The sequence below is a fragment of the Stenotrophomonas sp. FR024 genome, assembly GCF_047500745.2.
Taxonomy (GTDB): Bacteria; Pseudomonadota; Gammaproteobacteria; order Xanthomonadales; family Xanthomonadaceae; genus Stenotrophomonas; species Stenotrophomonas maltophilia_A.
The window spans coordinates 67,309-93,074 of record NZ_JAXAXM020000012.1; the positions used below are offsets into that span (position 1 = coordinate 67,309).

At 66.4% G+C, this 25,766-nt stretch carries 24 protein-coding genes and 1 tRNA gene; 7 read left to right on the top strand and 18 right to left on the bottom strand.

The window, feature by feature from the left end; genetic code table 11:
- Positions 1-63: 63 nt before the first annotated feature.
- The gene (locus tag ACMZ91_RS14095; RefSeq protein WP_032129385.1) at positions 64-444 is read right to left on the bottom strand and encodes a response regulator; all 381 of its coding nucleotides are present in this window, start codon (positions 442-444) and stop codon (positions 64-66) included.
- Between the two features lie 132 nt (positions 445-576).
- Here ACMZ91_RS14095 and ACMZ91_RS14100 point away from each other — a divergent pair.
- The 3 genes from ACMZ91_RS14100 (at position 577) to ACMZ91_RS14110 (ending at position 2,827) form a co-directional block, all read left to right on the top strand.
- Positions 577-662: transfer RNA gene (locus ACMZ91_RS14100), tRNA-Leu, on the top strand.
- A gap of 70 nt (positions 663-732) precedes the next feature.
- The gene (locus tag ACMZ91_RS14105) at positions 733-1,275 is read left to right on the top strand and encodes a GNAT family N-acetyltransferase (protein WP_032129386.1); all 543 of its coding nucleotides are present in this window, start codon (positions 733-735) and stop codon (positions 1,273-1,275) included.
- 115 nt (positions 1,276-1,390) lie between these two features.
- Positions 1,391-2,827, top strand: coding sequence for a GGDEF domain-containing protein (locus tag ACMZ91_RS14110; protein ID WP_049461922.1), 1,437 nt, complete (start codon positions 1,391-1,393; stop codon positions 2,825-2,827).
- Here the strand turns inward: ACMZ91_RS14110 and ACMZ91_RS14115 are convergent.
- Both ACMZ91_RS14115 and ACMZ91_RS14120 read right to left on the bottom strand, forming a co-directional pair.
- Positions 2,824-4,650, bottom strand: a complete 1,827-nt coding sequence (locus tag ACMZ91_RS14115) for a methyl-accepting chemotaxis protein (protein ID WP_049461921.1) — start codon at positions 4,648-4,650, stop codon at positions 2,824-2,826. The two genes, ACMZ91_RS14110 and ACMZ91_RS14115, sit on opposite strands and share 4 nt — an antisense overlap.
- Before the next feature lie 254 nt (positions 4,651-4,904).
- A complete protein-coding gene (locus ACMZ91_RS14120) occupies positions 4,905-5,507 on the bottom strand; it encodes a GNAT family N-acetyltransferase (protein ID WP_495497667.1) in 603 nt (200 codons plus the stop codon).
- Between the two features lie 95 nt (positions 5,508-5,602).
- On the opposite strand from ACMZ91_RS14120, the gene ACMZ91_RS14125 reads away from it, so the two are divergent.
- Entirely contained in the window at positions 5,603-6,691 is a 1,089-nt protein-coding gene (locus ACMZ91_RS14125; RefSeq protein ID WP_049461920.1) for a DUF5694 domain-containing protein, read from the top strand.
- A 39-nt stretch (positions 6,692-6,730) separates the two neighbouring features.
- Here the strand turns inward: ACMZ91_RS14125 and ACMZ91_RS14130 are convergent, their stop codons facing one another.
- The 10 genes from ACMZ91_RS14130 to ACMZ91_RS14175 all read right to left on the bottom strand — a co-directional run bounded on the left by ACMZ91_RS14130 (position 6,731) and on the right by ACMZ91_RS14175 (position 16,880).
- Entirely contained in the window at positions 6,731-6,961 is a 231-nt protein-coding gene (locus ACMZ91_RS14130) for a hypothetical protein (RefSeq protein ID WP_049400551.1), read from the bottom strand.
- Between the two features lie 62 nt (positions 6,962-7,023).
- Complete coding sequence (locus tag ACMZ91_RS14135; RefSeq protein WP_414578478.1) at positions 7,024-9,213, bottom strand: PAS domain S-box protein; 2,190 nt, start codon at positions 9,211-9,213, stop codon at positions 7,024-7,026.
- A 207-nt stretch (positions 9,214-9,420) separates the two neighbouring features.
- On the bottom strand, positions 9,421-11,808 hold the full coding sequence (locus tag ACMZ91_RS14140; RefSeq protein ID WP_049461918.1) for a Tex family protein: 2,388 nt from the start codon (positions 11,806-11,808) through the stop codon (positions 9,421-9,423).
- Between the two features lie 207 nt (positions 11,809-12,015).
- Positions 12,016-12,231 carry a hypothetical protein gene (locus tag ACMZ91_RS14145; protein WP_005410085.1) on the bottom strand — a complete coding sequence of 72 codons (216 nt, stop codon included), beginning with the start codon at positions 12,229-12,231 and terminating at the stop codon, positions 12,016-12,018.
- Positions 12,232-12,952: 721 nt separating this feature from the next.
- Positions 12,953-13,405 carry a hypothetical protein gene (locus ACMZ91_RS14150; protein WP_049462153.1) on the bottom strand — a complete coding sequence of 151 codons (453 nt, stop codon included), beginning with the start codon at positions 13,403-13,405 and terminating at the stop codon, positions 12,953-12,955.
- Complete coding sequence (locus ACMZ91_RS14155) at positions 13,402-13,605, bottom strand: PspC domain-containing protein (protein ID WP_014037612.1); 204 nt, start codon at positions 13,603-13,605, stop codon at positions 13,402-13,404. Before ACMZ91_RS14155 ends, ACMZ91_RS14150 begins: the two co-directional genes overlap by 4 nt.
- A gap of 67 nt (positions 13,606-13,672) precedes the next feature.
- Positions 13,673-14,047 (bottom strand): YfeK family protein, encoded by a 375-nt coding sequence (locus ACMZ91_RS14160; RefSeq protein WP_414574497.1) that lies wholly within the window; start codon positions 14,045-14,047, stop codon positions 13,673-13,675.
- 55 nt (positions 14,048-14,102) lie between these two features.
- Entirely contained in the window at positions 14,103-15,170 is a 1,068-nt protein-coding gene (gene phaC, locus ACMZ91_RS14165; protein ID WP_049462151.1) for a class III poly(R)-hydroxyalkanoic acid synthase subunit PhaC, read from the bottom strand.
- Positions 15,167-16,243 carry a class III poly(R)-hydroxyalkanoic acid synthase subunit PhaE gene (gene phaE / locus ACMZ91_RS14170; RefSeq protein WP_049462150.1) on the bottom strand — a complete coding sequence of 359 codons (1,077 nt, stop codon included), beginning with the start codon at positions 16,241-16,243 and terminating at the stop codon, positions 15,167-15,169. Before phaE ends, phaC begins: the two co-directional genes overlap by 4 nt.
- 22 nt (positions 16,244-16,265) lie before the next feature.
- A complete protein-coding gene (locus tag ACMZ91_RS14175) occupies positions 16,266-16,880 on the bottom strand; it encodes a CDP-alcohol phosphatidyltransferase family protein (protein ID WP_032130352.1) in 615 nt (204 codons plus the stop codon).
- 344 nt (positions 16,881-17,224) lie between these two features.
- Between ACMZ91_RS14175 and ACMZ91_RS14180 the strand changes: the two genes are divergently transcribed.
- Complete coding sequence (locus tag ACMZ91_RS14180) at positions 17,225-17,875, top strand: class I SAM-dependent methyltransferase (protein WP_049462149.1); 651 nt, start codon at positions 17,225-17,227, stop codon at positions 17,873-17,875.
- A 166-nt stretch (positions 17,876-18,041) separates the two neighbouring features.
- On the opposite strand, the gene ACMZ91_RS14185 is transcribed toward ACMZ91_RS14180, so the two are convergent.
- The 5 genes from ACMZ91_RS14185 to ppsR form a co-directional block, all read right to left on the bottom strand.
- Positions 18,042-19,406: an MATE family efflux transporter gene (locus ACMZ91_RS14185; RefSeq protein WP_049462148.1), complete on the bottom strand. Its 1,365-nt coding sequence runs from the start codon at positions 19,404-19,406 to the stop codon at positions 18,042-18,044.
- Between the two features lie 118 nt (positions 19,407-19,524).
- Complete coding sequence (locus tag ACMZ91_RS14190; RefSeq protein WP_049462147.1) at positions 19,525-20,154, bottom strand: DUF2239 family protein; 630 nt, start codon at positions 20,152-20,154, stop codon at positions 19,525-19,527.
- A 125-nt stretch (positions 20,155-20,279) separates the two neighbouring features.
- Positions 20,280-20,768, bottom strand: coding sequence for an NUDIX hydrolase (locus ACMZ91_RS14195; protein WP_049462146.1), 489 nt, complete (start codon positions 20,766-20,768; stop codon positions 20,280-20,282).
- 42 nt (positions 20,769-20,810) lie between these two features.
- Positions 20,811-21,320 carry a DUF1249 domain-containing protein gene (locus ACMZ91_RS14200; protein WP_032130357.1) on the bottom strand — a complete coding sequence of 170 codons (510 nt, stop codon included), beginning with the start codon at positions 21,318-21,320 and terminating at the stop codon, positions 20,811-20,813.
- A gap of 149 nt (positions 21,321-21,469) precedes the next feature.
- Complete coding sequence (gene ppsR, locus ACMZ91_RS14205) at positions 21,470-22,291, bottom strand: posphoenolpyruvate synthetase regulatory kinase/phosphorylase PpsR (protein WP_006452040.1); 822 nt, start codon at positions 22,289-22,291, stop codon at positions 21,470-21,472.
- A gap of 145 nt (positions 22,292-22,436) precedes the next feature.
- On the opposite strand from ppsR, the gene ppsA reads away from it, so the two are divergent.
- On the top strand, positions 22,437-24,815 hold the full coding sequence (gene ppsA, locus ACMZ91_RS14210) for a phosphoenolpyruvate synthase (protein ID WP_049462145.1): 2,379 nt from the start codon (positions 22,437-22,439) through the stop codon (positions 24,813-24,815).
- Between the two features lie 160 nt (positions 24,816-24,975).
- Positions 24,976-25,749 (top strand): hypothetical protein, encoded by a 774-nt coding sequence (locus ACMZ91_RS14215; protein WP_049462144.1) that lies wholly within the window; start codon positions 24,976-24,978, stop codon positions 25,747-25,749.
- Positions 25,750-25,766 lie beyond the last annotated feature (17 nt).

The window sequence follows — 25,766 nt, forward strand, 5'->3', positions numbered from 1 at the left end:
CTCCTTGCAGGCCTGAGCATTCAGGCCCGGGCAGGATACGCCCACCGCTTCAGCACGCGCCAATCAGGCGCTGGCGCTGGCGCGGCCCACTGCGCGTACCAGCGCCTGGCTCAGATCTGCCGAGAGATAGGGCTTCACCAGCAGCACGCCGGCCAGCATCGGCTCGGGCAGCTGCTCGGCCTGCATCCCGGTGGCCAGCACGAACGGCACTCCGCGCGCCGACAGTGCCGCAGCCACCGGCTCGCTGGTCTCATTGCGGGCCAGGCGGTAATCGAGCAGGGCCACGTCCGGGGTCGACGCCTGCAGCAGGCGCAGCGCTTCAGCCACGCTCGCGGCCAGCCCCACCACCGTCGCACCGGCATGCACCAGCTGCATCTGCAGCAGTGCGGCACTCATCTCGTCGTTCTCGACCACCAGCACCCTCAGGTCCTGCAACACTGTCATCGGCTACCGCTCCTGGAGGCATTCAAGCCGCCGCAGTATAGCCATGACAGGGCCGAAGCCGACAGGACGCGCCCCGATCGGCCTCCCCACTATGAAAGCCGTGCCGACCTCGGTTACACTCACACGCTGCCTGCCGGTGTGGCGGAATGGTATACGCAGCTGACTCAAAATCAGCCGGGGGTGACCCCATGAAGGTTCGAGTCCTTTCACCGGCACCACTGCATCAAAGGCCAGGTCCCCGACCTGGCCTTTTGCATTTTCAGGACCGGAGCGCCGACACTGGCGACGATGCCAACGCCCGCCCTGCCCACGCTCCCCGCCACCCTGCCCGCACGGCTGCGTCCACTGCACGTGGATGATGCTGCCGCCTGGGCCGGCTATCTCTCGCTGCCGGGCGTGACCGAGCACACCAGCTGGGGCGACGTTTCCGAAAGAGCACTGCGCTGCCAGATCGCCGGTTACCTGCCCACGGCAACGGACCAGCGCTGGGCGCTGGTGGGCGCCGACAGCCAGCTGATCGGCACCGTTGGCCTGAACGGAATCGACCTGTCGCATGGCCGCGGCGAACTTGCCTATGATCTCGATCCGCGCTGGCAGGGTCAGGGACTGGCCACGCACGCAGCACGCGCGGTGCTCGAATGGGGCCATGCCGCACTCGCTCTGGTCCGAATCCAGGCGACTGTCCTGGACAGCAACGCCCGCTCGATCGCCGTGCTGGAACGCCTCGGCATGCAGCGCGAAGGCCTGCTGCGCGCTTACCGGCGGGTTCGAGGACAGCCCCGTGACTTCTGGATGTACGCCCGCGTCGAAGGCTCCGCGTCACCATGCTGAAACACAACTGCGACTTCCGGCAAGCTTTGGAATAGACGCAGCGCACACTTTTCTTGCAAGCCACACGTGCTTCTGCCTATCGTGATCCCAGCCGGAGCTGGGGGCGGGGGAATGCATGACGTTGCGTGCGGCACTGTTTTTTCTGGTCACGCACGCGCTCGTCATTGCCTTTGTTGGCCCGCAGGACCCGGTCGGCTCCTACCTGATGCTGATCACTGCGCCGTTGCTGGCTGCACTGGCCTGCGTGCGGCGTGCGCGTGACAGCCGCCAGGCGGCCTGCAAATGGCGGACGCTGGGCGCTGCCGTGGGCCTGTTCTCGCTGGCCCTGCTCGCCCTGCTGTACCGCAATGTGGCCGGCCTCGATCCTGCGCAGATGACCGTGTCTTCGCTGATCCTGTACGTGTTCTACCGCATCCCCCTGACCTACGTGGCCGCCAGCCCGGGCGGCGGCAACCGCTGCATCCGCGCGGTGGACCTGCTGATCATCGCACTGCTGTGGCTGCTGTACTTCGGGCACACGCGGGCGATGGCGCATTTCAACGCCGCATTGTGGACGCAATGCCTGAACGCCATGAGCAACCTACAGAACAGCCTGGTGTTCTGCTTCGCGCTGATCCGCTTCCTGGCCGAGGACAATCCCGACCGCCGCGATTTTTTCCGGACACTTGCGATCTACGCGCTGGGCTACTTCCTGCTGGCGTTCTACATCAACACCTGCCAGCCGCAGCTGCCTGACGGCAACTGGGGGGACCTGCTGATCAGCGGACTGTTCGTGGTGCTGGCCGTCATGGCCGCCAGCAAGCGCCGCTATCCGGCGGTGGAGGTATCGCGCAGCCTGCGCCACATCGTCGACGCCGGCGTGCCGTTGATGCTGCCCTTGCTGCTGATGATGGTGGCGCTGCTGGTCGCGCGCCTGCAGCCCACCCTGGCCACGGTGGGCTTCATTGGTGCCATGCTCGGTTATGCCCTGCGCAGCGTGCTGAGCCAGGTGGAGATCCAGCGCCAGCGCGATGAGCTGGAAACGCTGGCGCGGCGCGATCCGCTGACTGGGCTGGGCAACCGCCGCAGCTTCGACGAATCTCTTGGCAATGCCCGTGGCCGCGCACGCCGCCAGGGACTCGGGCTGGCGGTACTGATGATCGACATCGACCACTTCAAACGGCTCAATGACACCTATGGCCATCCGGAGGGCGATCGTCGCCTGCAGTCGGTCGCCGCCATTCTTGATGGCTGCCTGCAACGGGGTGACGATCTGCTGGCGCGCTATGGCGGCGAAGAATTCATCGCCGCCCTGCCCTCGCCCGATGCCGCCCACGCACTGGGCCTGGGCGAACGGCTGCGCGCTTCGGTTGAAGCCGCAGCCCTGCCCGCCCCCGAGGCCACCGTTACCATCAGCATCGGCGTGGCCTGGCAGGCACCCGGCGAAGACCGCGATCCGCGCGACCTGGTCGAACGCGCCGACCAGGCCCTGTATCGCGCCAAACATGCCGGACGCAACTGCGTACGCGGCGACACCGATAGCAAGGAAGACCCGTCCGGTCGCCGCGCCTAGACCGCGTGCAGCCCCGCTGTTCCGTGCCGGTGCCCGGCCCCGCCCTGCACGCGGAAGCTGGCCACGGTCTGCAGCAGCTGCGCCGACTGCTCTTCCATGCTGCGCGCCGCCGCCGACGCCTCCTCGACCAGGGCCGCGTTCTGCTGGGTGCCCTGATCGATCAGGTCGACCGCATGATTCATCTGCTGGATATCGTCGCTCTGCTGCTGCGAGGCCGTGCTGATTTCAGTCATCAGGTCACTGACCCGGCGCACGTTGGTCACGATTTCATCCATGGTACGGCCCGCGCTCTCAACCTGCGCCGTGCCGGCGCCCACATTGGCAACCGACTCATCGATCAGGTGCTTGATCTCCTTGGCTGCGCTGGCCGAACGCTGCGACAGCTCGCGGATCTCAGTGGCAACCACGGCAAAGCCGCGGCCATGTTCACCGGCACGCGCAGCCTCCACCGCTGCGTTCAGCGCGAGAATGTTGGTCTGGAAGGCGATGCCGTCGATCACTCCGATGATGTCGACGATGCGCCGCGACGAGGCATTGATCACCGCCATCGTCTCGACCACTTCATGCACCACAGTGCCGCCTCGAGCGGCGACGTCGGCCGCTCCACCGGCCAGCTGGCTGGCCTGGCGCGCGTTGGTGGCCGTGCGCTGCACGGTCTCGGCCAGGCCTTTCATCGACACAGCGGTTTCCTCCAGCGAGGCCGCCTGCTGCTCGGTACGCTGCGAGAGGTCGCTGTTGCCCTGTGCGATTTCGGTCGCGCCGACTGCGATGGTGTCCGCGGCGAACTTGATCTGGCCGATGATCGCGGCCATCGCCTCGACCAGCGAATTCACGCCTTCGCACAGTTCGGCGATCGACCCGTTCTTGTCGGCGGTGGCCACGCGCTGGGTCAGATCGCCCTGCTTGGCGGCAGCCACCACCTCGCGGGTCTGCGCCACGGCGCGCTGCATGGCCTGGTTCTCGTGCACCTGCGCGGTGATGTCGGTGGCGTACTTGACGACCTTGAACGGCTTGCCATTGAGGTCCAGGATCGGGTTGTAGGATGCCTGGATCCAGACCTCGCGCCCGCCCTTGCCCAGGCGCCGATACTGGCCGGCGTCATATTCGCCGCGCCCGAGCTTCTCCCAGAACTGGCGATACTCGACGCTGCTGCGATGCTCAGGCTCGACAAACAACGAATGGTGCTGCCCGCGCACTTCGTCCAGGCTGTAGCCGGTAGCGGCCAGGAAATTGTCATTGGCCGACAGGATGCGGCCATCCATGCTGAACTCGATCACCGCCTGCGATTTGGCGATCGCGGCCAGTTGCCCCGCCGAGTCGGCCGCCTGCAGCTTCTGCGCGGTGATGTCGGTCGCGAACTTGACCACCTTGTACGGCCGCCCCTGGCGGTCCAGCACCGGGTTGTACGAAGCCTGGATCCAGATCTCACGCTGGCCCTTGCCGAAGCGGCGGTACTGTCCGGCGTCATATTCGCCACGCCCCAGGCGTACCCAGAAGTCGCGGTATTCCGCGCTGCGCGCCTGCTCGGGGTCGACGAACAGGGAGTGATGCTTGCCCTGGATCTCCTCCAGCCGGTAACCCATCGCCTGCAGGAAATTGTCATTGGCCCGCAGGATGGTGCCGTCGAGCGCGAATTCGATGACGGCCTGCACGCGATGCAGCGCGGCCACCTGCGCTTCCAGCTCGGTGCGGTCGGTCATCGCCGCCTCCGTGCTGGTGCGTTGCTGCGGCGCCAGCACGCCAAGCAGCGCACGCCACGGCGACCAACGGGTATGCAGCTCGGCCGGCGCCTGCGCGCCTGCCGTGAAGCCTGGAATGAGCATTGTCTGATCCTCGGTGTCCGGTAAGCGGTTGTGACCCGACGGGCGGGATGCCCGGCGGCAACATCAGTTGCCAGGGACTACAGGTGCCAACGGGCACCTCTCGAGCGACTGCGAAGAACGTCTGCTGCGGGTGCGATCGCATCTGGAAACGGCGGAACACACTGCGCGGACCACCCGTCGGGGGCAGCCTGGGGTCCTGCGGCGGGTGACTGGAGCGGGATCCAGAGGGAGTATCGGCGACGCCGTCGGCCGCTTTAGCGGGATTCCGCGACGTCCGTCGCAACTCCGTGCATTGCAGCCGGAATGCGGTAGACGATTGCCGTGTACTTCACGCCCTGCTCACGTGCCACAGCCTGCCCACCAAGGGACTCAGCCAGTGCACGGCTGGACTGGTTCCGTTCCGCCACCGGGTAGCGGAACGCAGCACAGCGCAGGCGCCCGGAGGCCGCCGACCACACCGCCGCCACTGCCTCGCGGCCATAGCCGTGCCCATGCATCACTTCTGCGATCCAGATGCCCAGTTCGGGTTCTGCTTCACGGGCTCGATGCAGGCCTGCCAGGCCAAGGAATACCCCATCCCCGCGCCTGCGGATCACCAACGTGATGTCGGTCCCGTCGGCGATGGTAAGCAGCCACGTCCGCCAGACGGCAGAAAACGCCTCCTTCGAGGGTGGCGGCTCGAACGCCATGTAGCGGGTCAGCCCGGGTGTGATTGCCACAAATGCCTCGTCGGCATCACCGGGCGTGAAAGGCCGGAGGTGCAGCCGCGGACTGTCGATGGTCCAGTCGTCCAATGTCATCTTCTGCATCGCCTGGGCATTGCGTGCAGCATCGCTCAGCAGAAGGATGCAGCTCAAGGCAGAAAGGTTTACATGACCAATGCGGGATTCCCCAGCAGGAGAAAATGACCAGCATGAAGGTCCCGCAGGATGCTTATCGACATGGAGATCGCATGTTCCCTCGCTTTGCCAGCCTTCTCTTCCTGGCCCTGTGCAGCAGCAGCGCGCTGGCCAACGACGCCGCCTATCGACCCGCCTTCCACCCCGACCAGCTGAAGGGACCACCCGCAGGACGCCCGAACGAAGTGCTGGTGCTGGGCAGCCCGCACCTGTCCAGCCTGCCGGAGACCTTCACGCCGGCGATGCTGGAACCTCTGCTGCAGCGCCTGGAAGCCTGGCGGCCCACCGCGATCGCGGTGGAGAACCTGTCCGGCCTGCAGTGTGACTTCATGCGCCGCAATCCGGCCCGATACGCGGAGAGCGTAGCGGACTACTGCGTCGATCCGGCACCGGCGCAGGCCGCCACCGGCCTGGACGTGCCCAGCGCCAACGTGGAGATGGAACGCCTGCTTGCGGATTGGCCGAAGGCGCCAACCGCTGCCCAGCGGCGCCGATTGGCCGCCGTGTTCCTGGCCGCGGGCGAAAGCAGCTCGGCAGTCGTCCAATGGCTGCGGCTGTCCAGGGAAGAGCGACGTGCTTCGGACAGCCTGACACCGGAGCTGGTGCAGTTCCTCGACACGCGCATGGCCCGCCGCAACGAGGCCGGACTGGTGGCCGGCGTACTTGCGGCACGCCTGGGGCTGGAGCGCCTGTGGTCGGTCGACGACCACACTGCAGATTCGCCAACACCGGAATCGCAGCAGAAGGCCTACGCTGCCGCCATACGCGGTGCCTGGGACAATTCCTTCGTCAAAGCGCGCAGGGCGGCCGATGAACGACTGGAGGCCAATCTTGCTCAACCGGATGGATTGCTCGCAATGTATCGCGCCTACAACACGCCCGAGGCCGCGATGGTGGCTTTCAACAGCGATTTCGGCGCGACCCTCGTCGAGCCCTCGCCGGAAGGCTTCGGCCGCAACTACGTGGGCTACTGGGAAACCCGCAACCTGCGCATGGTCGCCAACATGCGCGACATCCTGGGCCAGCATCCAGGCACCCGCATGCTGACCATCGTCGGTGCCTCGCACAAGGGCTACTACGAGGCTTACCTCAACCTGATGCACGACGTGCAGCTGGTCAGTTCGGATGAAGTACTGCGCTGACGCAACATGACGTGGAGGATGCGGTGACCATCCACCGCATCACTCCACCGCGTTCCTGCCCGTCCGCCACAGCACGATGCTGGCGGCACCGATACAGGACAGCGTGAACACCAGCAGGGCGACCGCGCCGCCCTGCAGTACCGGCAGCAGGGCCTGCGCGTGAAGGTCGCCGCGCAGCTGTTCCGCACGCAGGCAGGCGGCCAGCGCGAGGCACCAGCCAACCATCGCCGGCGCGTAGGCCCGCATCGCAACCGGGTTCCAGACCTTCATGGGATCACCTGCATGAGTGGATGTGCGCGCAGTATTCGCGCACGCCCTCTCACAGGCTGAGATCAGCCCTCGGCGGCTTCGGAATCATCGCCGGGCAGCTCACTGGCCTCGCCCTGCACCTGTACGTTGTTGCGACCCATTGCCTTGGCCCGGTAACACTGGGCATCAGCCGCTGCCACGGCCTGGTCCACGCTCATCCCACCCGCCAATGGCGCGATACCGATGCTGGCACCCACATGCAGGCGGTCCCGGTCCCACGGAATCGACAGCGATGCCAGGGTGTGCAGCAGTTCACCGCCGATGCGCGCGGCACGACGCGGCGTACAGCCGGACAGGATCACTGCGAATTCGTCGCCGCCCAGACGCGCCACTACGTCCGAATCGCGCACACCGTGGCGCAGCACGCTGGCCACCGCCCACAGCACGGCATCGCCGGCCAGATGGCCCCAGGTGTCGTTGACCGGCTTGAAGCGGTCCAGGTCGATGTACATCAACGACGCGGCCTGGCCAGTTCGCTCGACGCGGGTGATCGCCTGCTGCAGATGCACCTCGAAGCCGCGACGGTTGCTCAGCTCGGTGAGCGGATCGATCTCGGCCAGATGGCGCGCTTCGCGCTGGCGCGCGCGCTGCTGGGTGTCATCACGCAGTACCCACACCGCACCGCGTACATGACCTTCATCATCGCGCAGCCAGGCACGGGTCAGGTCGACCGGGATCGTGGCCGTGCCCAGGCGCAGCAGAAGATCGGCGTGCAGGTCCACCGCATTGCTTTCCGGGTCCAGCAGGACCGACACATCCAGTACCGAGCCGGGCGCATATTCGGTGGTCAGTGCCAGCACGTCCTGCACCTTGTGCCCGGCCAGCGACAGCGCGCCATCACCCGCCAGGGTGCGTACTGCGGCGGCATTGGCGTAGTCGATACGGCCATCCAGGCTGACACTGAGCACCAGGTCGGCAACCGCATCAAGCGTGATACGGCTGCGCTGCTCGCTCTCGAACAGGCGCTGCTCGCTGCTGCGCTGGGCGCTGATGTCCTGGATCTGCGACACGAAATGCAGCGGTTCACCGTGCTCGGTGCGCACCAGCGACACCGACAGCCGCGCCCAGATCACCTTGCCGTCGCGATCGAGATAGCGCTTTTCCAGGTGGTAGTGGCTGCGCCGCCCGGCCAGCAGATCCTGCACCAGGGCCAGGTCGGTCTGCAGGTCATCGGGGTGGGTCAGGCGCTGGAAATCAACCTGCAGCAGTTCTTCGCGGGGGTAGCCCAGGATCCGGCACAGTGCGTCATTGACGTCCAGCCAGCGTCCTTCCAGCGACACCAGCGCCATGCCCAGCGCCGCCGACGTGAACGCACCGGCGAATTTCTCTGCCGACAGGCGTGCTTCGGCGCGCGCCTGCAGGATCTCGGTGATGTCGATGGACATGCCGACATAGCCGATCCGCGCGCCGCCGGCACCATCCATGCGGCTGATCGACAAGCGCACCTGGCGTGGCTGGCCATCCTTGCGCCGCAGTGTCCACTGCCGTGAATAGGTCTGCTCATCGGCGCGGGCGCTGAGTGCTTCAAACGCGCCCGGCAGGCTTCCGTCCGCAGCCGCCAGCGGACGCAGCCAGGCCACCAGCTCGTCCGGATCGTGGAAATCACCCAGTCGCCGCTGGCCGACCACTTCTTCCGCGCTGTAACCCAGCAGGCGTTCCGCGCCGGTATTGAACAGGGTGATGGTGCCTTCGGTATCGGTCGCGATCACCGCCACCTCATCGGACGCGTCGACCACGGCCTGCAATCGCTGCCGGCTCTCGGCCGCATCCTGCCGCGCCTGCTGCAGCTCGGTCACGTCGGCGTGCGCACCGGCCATCCACAGCGGTCGTCCCTGCCCGTCCCATTCGAACACGCGGCCACGGTCGTGGATCCATATCCACTGGCCATTCTTGTGGCGCATGCGCAGCAGGCAGACATAGTTGTCGCTGCGGCCTTCGAAGTGATCCTCGAGTGCCGCGTCGGACAGGACGATGTCGTCGGGGTGGACCAGCTTCAGGAACGTCTTCTGGCACACCGGCTCCAGCTCTTCCAGGCGATAGCCGACAATCTCCGCCCAGCGCGCATTGACCCGCATTTCGCCGGTCTGCACGTTCCATTCCCAGGTACCGGCAGCGGTGCCGTCGATGATCATGGCCAGGCGCCGGCGCTCCTCTGCCAGTTCCTGCAGGCGCCGCTCGAGCAGCCCGTTGCCGTTGTTTCCCTGGCCCGCCATCAATCCGGTCCCCGGCCCGCACAGGCGGGCAGCAGCCGCAGCACAGCGCTGCAGCCCTCAACGAAGACAACGGGTCCTGCTGGCGTCATGGCCCTCCCCAGCGACAGCGGGGAGGCCAAACGCCCCCCTCAGGCGCAAGTGTGCGCAATCACGGGGAAAATCGACAAGTCCCCCGCCACGAATCAAGCGTGACGGGGGACACGGTCCTCAACTGCGCTTGGCGCGGGCGAAGGCCTCCGCCAGGGCGTTGTTGGCCGGGGGCGCGGACTGAGCGGGACGGCCGCCATTGCCCTGGCCCCGGTTTGGCCCGCGGTTCTGGCCGCCTGCGTCGCGGCGCAGCCCCTGCCCCTGGCCGCGGTCATCACGCTGGCCCGGACGGCTGGTGGCCTGCCCGGGGGTGTCGTCCAGGCGCCGGGTCAGGGCGATGCGCTTGCGCGCCACGTCCACCTCCAGCACCTTGACCTTGACGATATCGCCGGCCTTGACGACGTCGCGCGGGTCCTTCACGAAGATATCGGAGAGCGCCGAGATGTGGATCAGGCCATCCTGGTGCACGCCGATATCGACGAAGGCGCCGAAGGCCGCGACGTTGCTGACCACGCCTTCCAGCACCATGCCCTCGCGCAGGTCCTTGATGTCCTCGACGCCCTCGGCGAAGCGCGCCGCCTTGAACTCCGGACGCGGGTCACGGCCCGGCTTTTCCAGTTCCTTCAGGATGTCGCGCACGGTCGGCACGCCGAAGGTGTCGTCGGTGAACTGTTCTGCCTTCAGGCCCCGCAGGAAGCTGCCATCACCGATCAGCGCCTTGATCGGGCGCGCGGTGCTGGCCACGATGCGCTCGACCACCGGGTAGGCTTCGGGGTGCACCGCCGAGGCGTCCAGCGGCTGGTCACCATCGGCGATACGCAGGAAGCCGGCGCACTGCTCGAAGGTCTTCTCGCCCAGGCGCGCGACCTTCAGCAGGTCCTTGCGACGCTTGAACGGGCCATTGTCGTCACGATGGCGCACGATGTTCTCGGCCACCGTGGACGACAGGCCGGACACGCGCGACAGCAGCGCGGCCGAAGCGGTGTTCACGTACACGCCCACGGCATTCACGCAGTCCTCGACCCGCGCATCCAGCGCCCGTGCCAGGCGGTACTGGTCCACGTCGTGCTGGTACTGGCCGACACCGATCGCCTTGGGTTCGATCTTGACCAGTTCGGCCAGCGGATCCTGCAGGCGGCGCGCGATGGACACCGCGCCACGCAGCGACACGTCCAGCCCCGGGAATTCCTTGGCCGCGAACTCCGAGGCCGAGTACACCGAGGCACCGGCCTCGCTGACCACCACCTTCTGCAGCTTCGGGTTGGCCGCGGCCTTGATCACCTCACCGGCCAGCTTGTCGGTCTCGCGGCTGGCGGTGCCGTTGCCGATCGCGATCAGTTCCACGTTGTACTTGGCGCACAGCTGCTTGATGGTCTGCAGCGACTGCTCCCACTGGCGGCGCGGCTCATGCGGATAGATGGTCTCGGTGGCGACCAGCTTGCCGGTAGCGTCGACCACGGCGATCTTGCAGCCGGTACGGATGCCCGGGTCCAGCCCGAGCACGGTCTTCGGGCCGGCCGGCGCGGCCAGCAGCAGGTCCTTCAGGTTGTCGCCGAACACCGCGATGGCTTCGGCCTCGGCCTTTTCGCGAGCCTGGTTGAACAGGTCCAGCAGCAGATGGGTGTGCAGCTTGGCACGCCAGGTCAGGCGGCAGGCATCCAGCAGCCAGCGGTCGGCGGCACGGCCCTGATCGGCGATGCCGGCCTTGCGCGCCACGCGTCCTTCGGCGTACTGGTGGCCGGCCTCGGCCTCGCTGCCCGGGTCCAGTTCCAGGAACAGGATCTCCTCGCGGCGCGCACGGAACAGCGCCAGCAAGCGGTGCGAGGGAATCTTCGCCAGCGCCTCGGCATGCTCGAAATAATCGCGGTACTTGGCGCCTTCGGTTTCCTTGCCCTCGGCCACGCGGGCACGGATCACGCCGGTCTCGCCCAGCCAGGTGCGCAGCTCACCGACCAGCGCGGCATCTTCGCCCCAGCGCTCCATCAGGATCGCGCGTGCACCTTCCAGCGCAGCCTTGGTGTCGGCCACGCCCTTGTCGGTGTCGACAAAGGAAGCAGCGAAGACCTGAGGGTCCTGCGTCGGGTCGGCCAGCAGGCCATCAGCCAGCGGTTCCAGACCGGCCTCGCGGGCGATCTGGGCGCGGGTACGGCGCTTGGGCTTGTACGGCAGGTACAGGTCTTCCAGCCGGCTCTTGGTGTCGGCGGCCAGGATGTCGTTGCGCAGGTCGTCGCTGAGCTTGCCCTGCTCGCCGATGCTGGCCAGCACCGCCGCGCGACGGTCTTCCAGTTCGCGCAGGTAGGTCAGGCGCACTTCCAGGTTGCGCAGCTGGGTGTCGTCCAGGCCCCCGGTCACTTCCTTGCGGTAGCGCGCGATGAACGGAACGCTGGCGCCCTCGTCGAGCAGGCCGACGGCGGCACGTACCTGGGCGGACTGGGCACCGATCTCGTCGGCGATGGTCTGGGCGATCTGCTGGGCGAGCGCGCTCTGGGCGTTCTTGGCGTCGTGCATTGCTTCAGGTCTGTGCCGCGTTACGGGAAGACCCCATTCTGGCAATCCACGACGGAGCCGGACAAGGCATTGACAGGGGGCGAGGTTCAGCGGTGAGGCCGGAGTGGACGCCGGCATCCTGGCGAAAAGAGGGCTCGGACTGGCCCTGGGCTGGGATGCCGGCGCGGGCGCGCGATGGTGGGCGCGCCCTGCCGCGTGTTGCGGAGGTCAGCGGTAGTGGCGGGCGGCGCGCTGCATGACGATCTCGTCACGCATGCCTTCCAGGGCCATCAGGCGGACCTTGCCGACACCCTGCAGTTCCATGAACCGCTCCGTGTAGAACTCCGGCCCCAGCGCGGTGTCGGCGCGGGATTTGCTGAAGCCGTAGGGCACCACGCCCTTCTCGCCATCCTTGCTACCACCGACATAAAGAACGATTGCCATGTGATGTATTCCTCCAAATTGCTACTGCGTACTGCACTCGATGAGCGATGCTGCGAGCTCATCGAGGGAGAGCTTACCGCGTCGAACCTGACTGGAACGTCACGAAGGCTAATGACGATCGGTTGCATGCAGATGACTGCGGGATCGCAGCAGAATGCTTACGGATCTTTAACTTCCGACTAACGAATCGGGGGTTTCCAGCCAACGGCGCAGCCCCTCGTGGGTGGTTTGGGATGATCGCGGAAAGCCGGTTTCCTGTGGGCTGGCCGGGTGGGTGGGGATGGCGGGGACGCCGTGAACCCGTCCATGGGGGCTTAGCCGCGGCATCCATGCCGCGGATACCCCGCCAGCCCCACCCACCCGGCCGCTGACAGATTTCTGCTGCGTCTGCCACCCACGGAGAAGAAAAAAAGATCAAAAGCAAAAGCAGCCTGGCCGGCTGCTTTGTTGCTTCCTGTGGAGCCAAGCCATGCTCGGCTCACGAGCAAGCGCAGCGCGCGACCCGCTTCTGCTGTTCTATTTCTTCTCCGTGGATGGACGCGCACGGAAACTGTCAGGGGCCGGGTGGGGTGGATTCGCGGGACCGTTGGCGCCATGGATGGCGCCATCGAGCCCCCAGGGACGGGTTTACGGCGTGTCCCGCGAACCCACCCCGCCCGGCCCAATCACATGAAACGTATTCCCCGACCAAGCCACGAGGGGCTGCGCCGTTGGCTGGAAACTACGGCCACCAGCCATGCCCGAACCGGGCGAAATGATCGGCCGCGCGTTCGAACGGGTTGCGCGCACTCACGCCACCACACAGCAGGTATACCGGCAGGTACAGCGGCCCCAGCACCATGTACTGGTATACGTGCGCGCGCTCGTGGTCGTCCAGCCGGATCAGCGGCTCCACGCCCCAGCCCGCCTGATGCGCATAGGTGCGGCAGGAAATGCCCAGGTCATGGCCGGTGTGCAGGATCACATTGCCCAGCGTGATCGCCCCACCCGGCCCCCACGGCCAGCGGTCGAACACCAGTGCGCAGTCCCGCCCGCTCCAGCGCAGCGTCGCGCCGCCGAGCATGCCGGCCAGGCCACCGATCAGGCCGAGCAGCGAATTGGGGGACGCCCATGCCGCGCCCACCACCTGCAGCGCGCGCAGCCAGATCGGCCAAGGCTCCGGAGCAGTCTTCAATCGGCCTCGTTCGGCATCAGCAGCCACAGGATCAGGTAGACCAGGATGCCGGGGAAAGCCGCCGAGCCGATCGAGACCAGCACGAACACGATCCGTACCAGCGTGGGGTTCCAGCCGAAGCGATGGGCGATGCCGCCCATCACGCCGGCAATCATGCGGTCGTTCAGCGAGCGCGACAGCGTCTTGGGCGTGGTGTTCATGGCGGCGTCTCCTCGGCTTACGGGCAGAACCAGTCGAGCATGGCTCGACTTTACACCCGGGCCGTGTCTACGGCGTGCGGTGGCGCAATGCCTGCAAGCGTGCACCGAACCAGGCCGCTGCCGTCTGTTCGGGCTGCCCCGGGCAATGGATGCGATAGGGCTTGCCGCTCATGCTGCTCTGGCTGGCGGCGCGCTCGATGAACTGCTCGGCGCTGTCCACCATGTCCTTCTTCAGCAGGTAGTCGTACTTGCGCTGCAGATGCGCGCGCGCATCGCTGCCGTCGTACCAGCTGCCATTGCGCTGGAACCGGCATTGGGAGCCGTCCAGGCTGGAGATCAGCTGGGCGATTTCTCTTCGCGCATCCGCGCTGGGGGCGGCCTGGGCAACAGGGGCTGCCAGCAGCAGCGTGGCAAGCAGCAGCGAAATCCTTTGCGACATCATCATTCTCCATGCAGTCGAGCATGGCTCGACGCTACAAAAAAAACCGAAGCAGGCCTTACGGGTCGCGCGCCTTCAGCCAGCCATCGATCGTGGCCGGCACTTCGCGCTGCGCGCGGCCGGACACGTAGATGCCGATATGGCCACCGCGGAAACTGGACTCGGTGTAGTCGTCCGTGCCCAGACGTCCGCGCATTGCGCGCGAAGCATCCGGCGGCACCAGATGGTCCTGCTCGGCGTAGATGTTCAGTACCGGCAGGGTCACCTTCGACAGATCCACCGCCTCTTCGCCGATCCGCACCGTGCCGTTCATCAGCCCGTTGCCCTGGTAGAACTGCTTGATGAAGTCGCGGAACGCCTCGCCGGCCAGGTCCGGTGAATCGAAGATCCACTTCTCCATCCGCAGGAAATCCTCCAGCGCAGCCTTGTCATCGAGGATGTCGAGCAGGCCGACGTACTTCTGCACGTTCAGGCGGAACGGCTTGAGCATCAGGTAACTGGCATTCATCAGGTCGGCCGGGATGTTGCCCAGCGTGTCGACCAGCAGGTCCACATCCACCTGCCGCGCCCAGTGCGAGAGCATGTTGTCGGCGGTGTGGAAATCGACCGGGGTGACCATGGTGATCAGCTTGCCCAGCTTCTGTCGGCGCAGCGCGGCATAGCACAGCGCGAACACGCCGCCCTGGCAGATGCCGAGCAGGTCGACCGGTCCACCACTGCGCGCGCGCAGCGTATCGACCGCGCCATCGATGTAGCGCAGCAGGTAGTCCTCCAGGGTCTGGAAGCGCTCCGAGCGATCCGGGTAACCCCAGTCCAGCACGTAGACGTCCTGCCCCAGCGCCAGCAGCTTCTGCACCAGCGAACGGTCGGCCTGCAGGTCGACCATGTACGGCCGGTTGACCAGCGCGTAGACGATCAGCAGCGGCGTGCGGCGGGTCGGTGCCTGTTCGCCGACGAAGCGGTACAGCACCACCTTGCCATCGCGCCAGACTTCCTCGCGCGCGGTCACGCCATAGTCCACGTCTTCCACCTGCGGCAGCAGCTTCAGCCCTTCCATCAGCTTGCGCTGCATGGCCAGGGTTTCCTGCATCAGGTCATCGGCGTTGAAGCCCAGCGGTCCTTTCATCGGTCACGCGTCCGCGTGGAAGTACGGGGCGCTGCCTTTGGTGCAGCCTTTTTCGCAGCCGCCTTTTTCGCAGCCGCCTTCTTTGCCGGCGCGGCCTTCTTCGCGGCCTTGCGCGCGACCGGCTTCACCTTCGCCGGCGCCGGCTGTGCCACCGGATCGACCTCGCCCGTACCGGCCATGGCCGCCACCTGTGCCTGCAGTCGGCGCAGGCTGCGCTCCAGCTCGGCGATGCGGCGGTGCGCGGCGTCCATCTCACTGCGGGTCGGCAGGCCGATCCGTTCACTCATCTGTTCCACCTCGCGCTGCAGGCCGGCGCGCAGGCGCATCTGAGCGTTGCCCAGCGCGGCATACACCTGCTGGAACGGTTCGGACATGGCGACCTTGGCGTAGGCCTCCTCGGCCACTTCGATCCACAGGTCGAACATCGCGCGGGCGCTGGTCAGCTGGCTGCCCGGCTGCTCGTGCTCGGCCAGGCGCTGCTCGAACAGCGCGAAGGCCTCGTCCAGTGCCTGCTTGATCTGATCGACGTAGGCGCGTGAATGCTGCTGGTATTCCTCCTGCGCCCGCAGCAGCGCCTGCCAGCGCGCCTGGTGCTCGCGGCCGGGCCCGAACGCCGGGCTCTGCAGCCACGGACCGGCCTGCAGCTGGAACTGCTGCAGCCAGGCGGCAAACTCCGGTACAGCGGCGCTAGCGTGGGTGCTGCCACGGGCGCCCTGCAGCATCCACTGCAGCATGCCGTCGCCCTGCCCCTGCACCGCCTCGCGCCAGGCTTGTGCTACGTCGGCACTGCTGGCGTCGCGGCCGGCGAAACGCGCGGCCACTTCCTGCATGGTGCCGTACCAGCTGCCCGCCTGTTCGCGGAAGCGGCGCACGGCATCTTCCGGCGCGCCCTGCCCCTGCTCGGGCAACAGCTGGCCCCACCAGTCGAACAACCGCTGCCAGCTGCCGGGATCGTCACCAGCCGGTGCGCCGGGCGTGCTCGCATGGCGCAGGGCATCGCCCCAGGCGCCGAAGTACTGCCGGGCCAGGGTTTCGAAATCACTGCTGCCGGCGTCGTGGGCCGAGCTGGTCATCGCAGGCCTCCGCAGGGCTGGCTCATGGCTTGGGAATGCGCAGGGTCTTGCTGATCATCAGCGACCCGGACAAGGCGAACAACAACACCATCGGGTGCAGCTGCCACGGGCCGATCTGCCACTGGCCGAACCAGATGTTCTGGCCGATGGCATCGGTACCGGCGGCGATCGCCAGCACAATCACCAGCACCAGGCTGGTCGGGATCGGGGTGCCCTCGAAATACGCGACCTTGCCCTCGTCGCCGGCCAGCGCCTCTGCGGTGACGTTGTAGCGCGCCAGGCGGCTGACGCCGCAGCAGACGAAATAGCTCAGCACCAGCCAGTCCCAGCCGCCCTGCATGCCGCAGGCGTAGGCCAGCGCCGCCGGGGCCACACCGAAGGAGATCACGTCGGACAGCGAGTCCAGCTCGCGGCCCAGGGTGGAGCTGGACTTGCGCCAGCGCGCGATGCGCCCATCGAGGGCGTCGAAAATGAAAGCCAGCGGGATCAACGCCATGCCGAACAGCAGGTAGCCGCGCTCGCCGTCCTGCAGGAAGCGCATTGCGGCAAAGACCGCACCGGTGCCGCAGAAAGCATTGGCCAGGGTGAACCAGTCGGCCAGCTGGAATTCGCGCAGCATCGAGAAGTGACGTTTCATGGGGTCTCACGGAGCATCAAGGCCCACAGGTTACCGCGAGCGCCGCCACTGGCGACAGCGCTGGCAGGCCCCAGCCTTCACCGCTCCCTCACCTGTCCTCACCGGCGGTGAATTTTTCGCCACCCATCTTGACAGCCTAGGGGGGTGGCGCCTGTCGCGGCTTATCCACAAAGTTGCCCACGCGTAATCCACACCCCCTGTGGACAACCAGATCTCACCGACTGCGACGCTGGACATTTCCTCATCACCCCGAAGCGGGGTTTCCCTACTTCCCAAGCCACAAGGTCGGCGCTATGGTCACCGGCGGACCCGCCGCCGCCACGTCCGAAACTCTGCAACGGACGATGATGATGCTGGATGCTCCCACTCTGGCCGCACAGCTGCGGCAGCCCCATGGCGAGGCCGCGCTGGCGGTGGCTGACTCGATGAACCGCAGCAACGGCGCACTCAACCTGGCCGCGATCGGGCTGCTGGCCGTCGGCACTGGCGAACGGGTCCTGGAGATCGGCCCCGGCAATGCGGCCTTCGCGCCGCTGATGCTGCAGGCCACCGACAGCCACTATCTGGGTATTGAGCTGTCCACCGCCATGGTCGAGGCCGGCAACCAGCGCCTGGCCAGCGCCGGGTTGGCCGAGCGTGCCGCGATGCGACACGGCGACGCTCATGCGCTGCCGGTCGCCGATGCCGCGATGGATGCCGCGCTCGCGGTCAACACCCTGTACTTCTGGCCGAACCTGGCGCCGGTGCTGGACGAGCTGGCGCGGGTGGCGCGCCGGGGCGGCCGCCTGTGCCTGGCCTTTGGCGACGCCAGCTTCATGCGCAGCCTGCCATTTGCTGCCGACTTCCAACTGCATGAGCTGGACGCGGTGGAGCTGGCGCTGCGGGTATCGGGCTTCCGCGTCTCGGCCTGGCGCAGCCACCGGGAATCCGCAGCCGGCAATGACGGCCAGATCCGCGAAAAGCACTTCCATCTGCTGCTGGCACAGCGGCGCTGAAGTGGCAGAGCCGGCCTGCACCCGCCGCCAGCGAGCAACACAGAACACCTGCATCACCAGTGGCCAACCCACCGCAGCCGCCGCAACGACTGTGATCCGACCGAGTGGTAGAGCCGGCCGCTGGCCGGCTGCCCCGGCATTCCGGATTGCCGGCCAGCGGCCGGCACTACCCAGCCTGCACCCGCCGCCGCCAATGCGCGAAGCAGAACACCTGCATCACCAGCATCGCCAGCAGCCCCAGTGGCCACGCCCACCACAGGCCGGCCAGCCCATGCCGCGCCTGCAACCACATCGCCAACGGCAGCTCCAGCAGCAGTACCGCTGCCATGCCCAACAACGCTGGCAACATCACCGTGCCACTGCCTCGCATCACTCCGACCAGCACCGCGCTGCCTCCCATCGCCAGCACGCCCCATACCACCGTGCGCAGCTGCGATGCGGCCAATTCGCGCACCTCTGCGGCCGCCAGAATCAGCCCGGTCAGCCAGGGCGCCAGCGCCATCACCAGCAGCACCACCACGCTCAGCATCGCCAGCCCAAGCAGCACACCGGTGCGAGCGATGGCGGGCAGCCGTGCCGTACGCCCCGCGCCCATCGCATGCGCCGCGAGGATGGTGGCGGTGATCCCCAGCGACATCGCAGGCAGTTGCACCCAGCTCATCAACTGGTTGACCGCACCGTAGGCGGCCGTGGCCGTGTAGCCGTAGCGGTTGATCCAGCCCAGCAACACGATTTCGGCAATGGCCAGGCTGAGCATCTGCAGCGATGACGGTACGCCGATGCGCAGCATCGCGCGGATGAGCACGCCATCGAAACGGATGGCACGCAGCAGCTCACGTCCCGGCGCCAACGGGTGCTCCATCCTCTGCCACCGCCACATAAGCCAGGCCAGGGCCAGCAGCGAGGCAAATGCCGCCGAGACTGCCGCACTGGCCGAACCCAGCTGCGGCGGGCCGACCCAGCCGAGGATCAGCAGCGGCGTGCACAGCAGGCCGACCACCGTGGCCAGCAACAGCGCATGCAGCGGTGTCTTCGCATCGCCCACCGCGCGGCTCACCGCAGTGGCCAGCCACAGCAGGAAGAACACCGGTGCCGTCAGCAGCAGCACGCGTGCGTAGACAATGGACTCACTGAGGACCGCTGCCGGCGTGCCCAACGCCGCCAGCAGTTGTGGCGCGAAACCGCCGCCCAGGGCCATCACCAGCACCGACAACAGCAGGATCAGCGCCACCGCGCTGCCAGCCACGGCGCGTGCCTGCTGGGGGCGGCCCGCGCCCCAGGCCTGGCCGATCAGCACCATCGCACCGGTCGCCAGGCCCATTACCAGGGCCAACAGCAGGAAGAAGACCGGAAAGAACGCAGCCGCTGCAGCCACTGCCTGTGTGCCGAGCAGATGGCCGAGGTAAATGTTGTCCAGCGTGCCTGCGGCCAGCTGCAGCGCATTGGTCAGCAGCATCGGCAGCAGCAGGGTCAGATAGGTGCGCCACAGCGGGGGTGCTGCCGGAGGTATCGGATGTACAGGGGTGCTCATGGGGTTCTCTGGGCAAGGCGCCGCCCTGCCCGGCGTTTCCGCCAGCAAAGCAAGCACAGGGAAAGCAGGCCGTGGCCCGCGGTCAGGTGGCGCCGTCGCTCAGCAACGGCGCGATGGCTCAGCCGTCGATGTGGTCCGCAGGATCGTCGAAGGCCAAGCGCAGAGCGTGGGCGCGCACATCCGCGGGCCAACTCCGCAACGCCGCTTCCAGGCCCGCGCGGTCATGCGCGAACAGGACACGGATCGCCTCCTCGAAACCCGGCAGGTCACCGGCGATGGTCTGCAGGAAGTGATAGGCACGCTCGCTGTCACGACGCTGGCGGTCCTTGTCGGCACCGGCACGGCTGGCCGCTTCCACCAGCCGGCGAAGCACCACCGAGGCCCCACCCGGCTGATCGGCCAGCCACGCCCAATGACGCGGCAGCAAGGTCACTTCTCGGGCGACCACACCCAGCTTGGGGCGGCCACGGCCTCGCGGGGCAACAGGCGCGTCTTCAGGAGCGATTCCGGCGTCCGCTTGCACGGCCGATGGGAACGCGGCAGCAACCCGCGAAAGCAGTTCTGCGTCGCTGCCACGCGTATCGAAATCACGGGTGCGACCGGTGGCGTTGTCGAACACCAGCAGCGGACCGGCAGCGTTGTCGGCACGCAGCTGCTTCAGCGCCAGCGCGGCCACTTCCGGCGTACCGGAAGCGACCAGGCGATGGCCGTCGAAACAACTGAAGGGAGGAAGTCGGGACGCAGGCATGGCAACGGCATCAGAGGCGGTGCGCGAATATTGCCCGGGTAATTCTCTCCCGTCAATATTGCCCGGGTATTAATTTACCAGAAGAGCGTGCCGACCAAAGATTGGCAGCTACCCGATTTCCCGGCTCACAGGCGGCTGAAGGACCAGCTCACCATGCGCCCGTCCTTGTACGGCATCACGCCGTGGAACGGGCGCGGGTCGGCGTCGAACACCAGCGGCAGGAAGTTGCGGTCGCCCTCCCACATCGGCAGGGTGTCCAGCTTGTCCAGGTCCACCCACTCCAGCGTGCCTTCGTGGTTGCCGCCGTGCGGGGTGCCCTCGAATCCATCGATGACGAACACGAAACCCAGCCAATCCTCGCCGTGCTTGCCGAAGCCTGGCCAGCTGATGGTGCCGCGCAGGCGCATGCCGGTGCAGTCGATGCCGGCTTCCTCGGCGATCTCGCGGCGCATGCTGGCCGCCACATCCTCGTCCGCTTCGATCTTGCCGCCCAGGCCGTTGTACTTGCCCAGGTGGTGGTCACCGGGACGGGTATTGCGGTGGATCATCAGCACCTGGCGACGATCAGGCGACAGCACATAGCCCAGGGTGGCGACGATCGGGGTGTACGGCATGGGGCAGCATCCAGCGGCAGGTCAGCCGTGGATTATGGCCGATCAGCGCACCAGCGACAGGCGGCGCTCGGCAGGTGCACTGGCGCCGTCGGGATCGCGGCGCAGGGTGGCGACGCCGTGGCCACGCTCGGCCAGGTATTCCAGCCACTTGCCGAGGAAGGTGTTCATCCGCATGCGGTGGCTGATCAGCTCCGCCGGCGGCGGATACAGGCCCATCGTGTCCTGCCAGCGGCGGCCCACGTAGCAATGGGTGGTCTCGGCCTGGCGCGCGTCACGGTACAGGCGCACATAGGCCGACGGATCCGGCTCGCCGGTGACCGGGTCGGCCAGGTCGTAGGTCAAGCGCAGTTCCACCGTGTAGCGGTGGCACTCGATCACGTCCAGGCGCACGTCCAGGCCGTCGCCGATCGAGGAAATGTAGCTGCCCGCCACCAGTCCGGCCGGTTCGAACAGACGCACCAGATGGCGGTAGTTTTCCGCGTACAGGCCCATGAGCCAGCTCAGCCGGCTCAGGCGGGGAATGCGTTCGGTGCGGGGCAAGGCTCGGGCCATGGGTCGATCCTACACGTTGGTGCTTCAACGTGGGGGCGCGCACGTGCAAGCCAACCCCTGGGTAGTGGGGGGGGGGGGGCGGGGGGCCCCCCATCACGGCCGAGGGTTCATCGAGCAGCCGGCCAGCGGCCGGCTCTACCAGATGAGGATCAATACAGCTCGCGCTGCAGCCCCAGCGTGGCCAGCACCTTGCTGGAAATCTCCTCGATCGAGGTATGGGTGGTGCTCAGGGTCGGAATCCGCTCCATCTGGAACATCACCTCGGCCGCAGCCACCTCGCGCTTGCAGGTGTCCAGGTTTGCGTAGCGCGAGTTCGGGCGGCGCTCCTGGCGGATCTGCTGCAGCCGGTCCGGGTCGATGGTCAGGCCGAACAGCTTGCGCCGGTAGTTGCGCAGGCGTGGCGGCAGGCGGTCGCTTTCCAGGTCTTCGTCGGTCAGCGGGTAATTGGCCGCGCGCACCCCGTAATGCAGGGCCAGGTAGATGCAGGTGGGCGTCTTGCCGGCGCGTGACACCGCCACCAGGATCACGTCGGCATCGTCGTAGTTCACCGCGATGCCGTCGTCATGGGTCAGGGCGAAGTTCATCGCGTTGATGCGGCGGTGGTAGGTGTCGAAATCGACCATGCCGTGGGCCTGGCCGACCCGGGCCAGGCGCGGACTGGCCAGTTCACGCTCCAGCGGCTCGATGAACGGCGCGAACACATCCAGCATCAGCGCGCCGCTGTCGGCCAGGATCAGGCTCAGGCTCTGGTCCACGCAGGAGTTCACCACGATCGGCCGGACCTGGTACCGCTCCCCTGCCGCCTGGATCCGGGCACAGGCTTCACGCGCTTTTTCGGGGTCGTCGACAAACGACATGCGGTCGGTAATGAAGCTGAACCCGGAGAACTGGGTAAGCAGGCTATGCCCAATGGTTTCAGCGGTGATACCGGTTCCATCGGAAACGTAGAACACCGGACGGATGGTCGACATGCGCGCTTTTACCCCCTACGAAGCCTAAAAAGGCCGCCAGCACAAGCTTGTGCCGACGGTACTCTGCCCGGCATCATATCGGCTTCTTCCTACGGACGCGGCCATTCCAGCCCGCCTCGGGCGATGGCCAAACGGAGCATCGCGCTTGAACGAGAACATCCTGTGGTTGCACGAACTGCGTCTGGCCGACTTGGCCCGCGTAGGCGGCAAGAATTCGTCGCTGGGCGAGATGATCGGCAACCTGGCCGGTCTGGGCGTTTCGGTGCCGGGCGGTTATGCCACCACCGCTGAAGCCTTCAAGGACTTCATCGCGCACAACGATCTGTCCAAGCGCATCTTCGACAAGCTGGCCACGCTGGACGTCGAGGACGTCAACGCGCTGACCGCAGCGGGCAAGGAAATCCGCACCTGGGTGATCGACGCCCCGCTGCAGCCGCAGCTGGACCAGGACATCCGCACCGCCTACGCCCAGCTGAGCGCGGACAACGGCGGCGGCGACGTGGCCGTGGCCGTGCGTTCGTCGGCCACCGCCGAGGATCTGCCGGATGCCTCCTTCGCCGGCCAGCAGGAAACCTTCCTCAACGTCACCGGTGCCGACGATGTCGTGCGCAAGGTCAAGGAAGTGTTCGCCTCGCTGTACAACGACCGTGCCATCGCCTACCGCGTGCACCACGGCTTCAAGCATGAAGACGTGTTCCTGTCGGCGGGCGTGCAGCTGATGGTGCGTTCGGGCGTCGGTTCCTCCGGCGTGCTGTTCACCTTGGACACCGAGTCCGGCTTCCGCGACGTGGTGTTCGTCACCTCGTCCTTCGGCCTGGGCGAAATGGTCGTGCAGGGCGCGGTCAACCCGGACGAGTACTACGTCTACAAGCCCACCCTGCAGGCCGGCAAGCCGGCGATCCTGCGCCGCTCGCTCGGCAGCAAGGCCATCCGCATGGTGTATTCGGATGTTCCGGGTGAGCGCGTCAGGATCGAGGACACTCCGGTCGAACTGCGCACCACCTTCTCGATCAGCGACGAGGACGTGCAGGAACTGTCCAAGCAGGCGCTGGTCATCGAAAAGCACTACGGCCGCCCGATGGATATCGAGTGGGCCAAGGACGGTGTCAGCGGCAAGCTGTTCATCGTGCAGGCGCGCCCGGAGACGGTGAAGTCGCGCAGCCATGCCACCCAGATCGAGCGCTTCGCGCTGACCGAAAAGGGCGGCAACGTGCTGGCCGAGGGCCGTGCCGTTGGTGCCAAGATCGGCTCGGGCGTGGCCCGCGTGGTGAAGACGCTGGACGACATGAACCGCGTGCAGCCGGGCGACGTGCTGATCGCCGACATGACCGACCCGGACTGGGAACCGGTGATGAAGCGTGCCTCGGCCATCGTCACCAATCGCGGTGGCCGTACCTGTCATGCCGCGATCATCGCGCGCGAGCTGGGCGTGCCGGCCGTGGTCGGTTCGGGCAACGCCACCAAGGTCATCGAAGATGGCCAGCTGGTCACCGTCAGCTGCGCTGAAGGCGATACCGGCTTCATCTACGAAGGCAAGCTCGGCTTCGAGCGCACCACCACCGATCTGGGCAACATGCCGCCGGCACCGCTGAAGATCATGATGAACGTGGCCAACCCGGAACGTGCCTTCGACTTCGGCCAGCTGCCGAACGCCGGCATCGGCCTGGCCCGCCTGGAAATGATCATCGCCAGCCACATCGGCATCCACCCTAACGCGCTGCTGGAATACGACCGCCAGGATGCGGCGACGAAGAAGAAGATCGACGAGAAGATCGCCGGCTATGGTGATCCGGTCAGCTTCTACGTGGATCGCCTGGCCGAAGGCATCGCCACCCTCACCGCCTCGGTCGCCCCGAACGCCGTGATCGTGCGCCTGTCGGACTTCAAGTCCAACGAGTACGCCAACCTGATCGGCGGCAGTAACTACGAGCCGCACGAAGAGAACCCGATGATCGGCTTCCGCGGCGCGAGCCGTTACGTCGACCCGAGCTTCTCGGCCGCCTTCGCGCTGGAGTGCAAGGCCGTGCTGCGCGTGCGCAACGAAATGGGCCTGGACAACCTGTGGGTCATGATTCCGTTCGTGCGCACCCTGGAAGAAGGCCGCAAGGTCATCGAGGTGCTGGAACAGAACGGCCTGAAGCAGGGCGAGAACGGCCTGAAGATCATCATGATGTGCGAAGTGCCGTCCAACGCGCTGCTCGCCGATGAGTTCCTGGAGATCTTCGACGGCTTCTCGATCGGCTCCAACGACCTGACCCAGCTCAGCCTGGGCCTGGACCGCGATTCGTCGATCGTCGCGCACCTGTTCGACGAACGTAACCCGGCAGTGAAGAAGCTGCTGTCGATGGCGATCAAGTCGGCACGTGCCAAGGGCAAGTACGTCGGCATCTGCGGCCAGGGCCCGTCCGATCACCCGGATCTGGCCGAGTGGCTGATGCAGGAAGGCATCGAGTCGGTGTCGCTGAACCCGGACACCGTGGTCGATACCTGGCTGCGCCTGGCCAAGCTGAAGGCCAACGGCTGATCCGGCTGTAAGGCTGAATAAAGAAACCCCGCCTCGGCGGGGTTTCTGCTTTTGGGGACCAACTGGACCGATATGTCATTTGCAACTATTCCAGTAGGCGCCCTGAAATGGCCGACGCACACTGGAAGGACTGGAATCACTTGCCGGCAAGGTTCGCCCCATGACCATCCCGTTCGCACTTGGACTGTTCAACTACTCCGGCCCACTGGCAGGAGCGCAGGATTTCCAGAAGTTTCACGAGTTGGCTATATCCATGCTCGAAAAGCGTGGAGTAGAGGTCACCTACTTTGCGTCTGATGGAAAGGGCCACAGTAGCAAGTTGGCGAAGCTGGGCAATGCAGCACATCGAAGACTTCTGGCCAGTAGCTTCAAGGAGCTGACCCTCCTCAGCGTTGTCGCTGTACCCAAAGGAAGTGACGCGCCCGCGTATGATCTGACGGCATCAGTGGATTTCGCTTCCAGTCGTGAGCTTGGAACGGAATTCGTTCTGTTCTCCAAGGACGCTCGCTTTCCTCTGGAACCGCAGTCCTTCCGGGAGCTCCTGGTGGGGCTGATCGCTCTGTATGACTGGGACTTTGGCTACGTCACCCACCCGCCCTTCGAGCGGAGCCCGCAGGCCTACATCATGAGCTACTGCGATGGCACACAGCCGCAGGACGAAGAAGACCGCAACCAGATCTGGTATGACGCCCCGCCAGAGGTGCGCATGCACAAGGCCCGCAACATCTTCCCGCTTAGCCTGCTGAATCCAGTGCAGTTGGGTGTGTCCGTCGCGCCCGGCAAGACACTGGCGGCGATACTGCAAGGTACTCCCGGCTGCACGTTGGACGAACTGGTGCCCGGCCGCCTCTGGCTCAGTACGGTAGAACCGCACCTGGTACAAGGACTCCGCTCGCTGCTCAAGGGTACGGGCGCGTTGATCGAAGGCGGCTGACATCACGTTCATCCTGC

Excerpts from the sequence above, each read along its gene's own strand:
- ACMZ91_RS14095 (WP_032129385.1), bottom strand. The coding sequence starts at position 444 with ATGACAGTGTTGCAGGACCTGAGGGTGCTGGTGGTCGAGAACGACGAG.
- ACMZ91_RS14105 (WP_032129386.1), top strand. The coding sequence starts at position 733 with ATGCCAACGCCCGCCCTGCCCACGCTCCCCGCCACCCTGCCCGCACGG.
- ACMZ91_RS14110 (WP_049461922.1), top strand. The coding sequence starts at position 1,391 with ATGACGTTGCGTGCGGCACTGTTTTTTCTGGTCACGCACGCGCTCGTC.
- ACMZ91_RS14115 (WP_049461921.1), bottom strand. The coding sequence starts at position 4,650 with ATGCTCATTCCAGGCTTCACGGCAGGCGCGCAGGCGCCGGCCGAGCTG.
- ACMZ91_RS14125 (WP_049461920.1), top strand. The coding sequence starts at position 5,603 with ATGTTCCCTCGCTTTGCCAGCCTTCTCTTCCTGGCCCTGTGCAGCAGC.
- ACMZ91_RS14130 (WP_049400551.1), bottom strand. The coding sequence starts at position 6,961 with ATGAAGGTCTGGAACCCGGTTGCGATGCGGGCCTACGCGCCGGCGATG.
- ACMZ91_RS14135 (WP_414578478.1), bottom strand. The coding sequence starts at position 9,213 with ATGGCGGGCCAGGGAAACAACGGCAACGGGCTGCTCGAGCGGCGCCTG.
- ACMZ91_RS14140 (WP_049461918.1), bottom strand. The coding sequence starts at position 11,808 with ATGCACGACGCCAAGAACGCCCAGAGCGCGCTCGCCCAGCAGATCGCC.
- ACMZ91_RS14145 (WP_005410085.1), bottom strand. The coding sequence starts at position 12,231 with ATGGCAATCGTTCTTTATGTCGGTGGTAGCAAGGATGGCGAGAAGGGC.
- ACMZ91_RS14155 (WP_014037612.1), bottom strand. The coding sequence starts at position 13,605 with ATGAACACCACGCCCAAGACGCTGTCGCGCTCGCTGAACGACCGCATG.
- ACMZ91_RS14160 (WP_414574497.1), bottom strand. The coding sequence starts at position 14,047 with ATGATGTCGCAAAGGATTTCGCTGCTGCTTGCCACGCTGCTGCTGGCA.
- phaC (WP_049462151.1), bottom strand. The coding sequence starts at position 15,170 with ATGAAAGGACCGCTGGGCTTCAACGCCGATGACCTGATGCAGGAAACC.
- phaE (WP_049462150.1), bottom strand. The coding sequence starts at position 16,243 with ATGACCAGCTCGGCCCACGACGCCGGCAGCAGTGATTTCGAAACCCTG.
- ACMZ91_RS14175 (WP_032130352.1), bottom strand. The coding sequence starts at position 16,880 with ATGAAACGTCACTTCTCGATGCTGCGCGAATTCCAGCTGGCCGACTGG.
- ACMZ91_RS14180 (WP_049462149.1), top strand. The coding sequence starts at position 17,225 with ATGATGATGCTGGATGCTCCCACTCTGGCCGCACAGCTGCGGCAGCCC.
- ACMZ91_RS14185 (WP_049462148.1), bottom strand. The coding sequence starts at position 19,406 with ATGAGCACCCCTGTACATCCGATACCTCCGGCAGCACCCCCGCTGTGG.
- ACMZ91_RS14190 (WP_049462147.1), bottom strand. The coding sequence starts at position 20,154 with ATGCCTGCGTCCCGACTTCCTCCCTTCAGTTGTTTCGACGGCCATCGC.
- ACMZ91_RS14195 (WP_049462146.1), bottom strand. The coding sequence starts at position 20,768 with ATGCCGTACACCCCGATCGTCGCCACCCTGGGCTATGTGCTGTCGCCT.
- ACMZ91_RS14200 (WP_032130357.1), bottom strand. The coding sequence starts at position 21,320 with ATGGCCCGAGCCTTGCCCCGCACCGAACGCATTCCCCGCCTGAGCCGG.
- ppsR (WP_006452040.1), bottom strand. The coding sequence starts at position 22,291 with ATGTCGACCATCCGTCCGGTGTTCTACGTTTCCGATGGAACCGGTATC.
- ACMZ91_RS14215 (WP_049462144.1), top strand. The coding sequence starts at position 24,976 with ATGACCATCCCGTTCGCACTTGGACTGTTCAACTACTCCGGCCCACTG.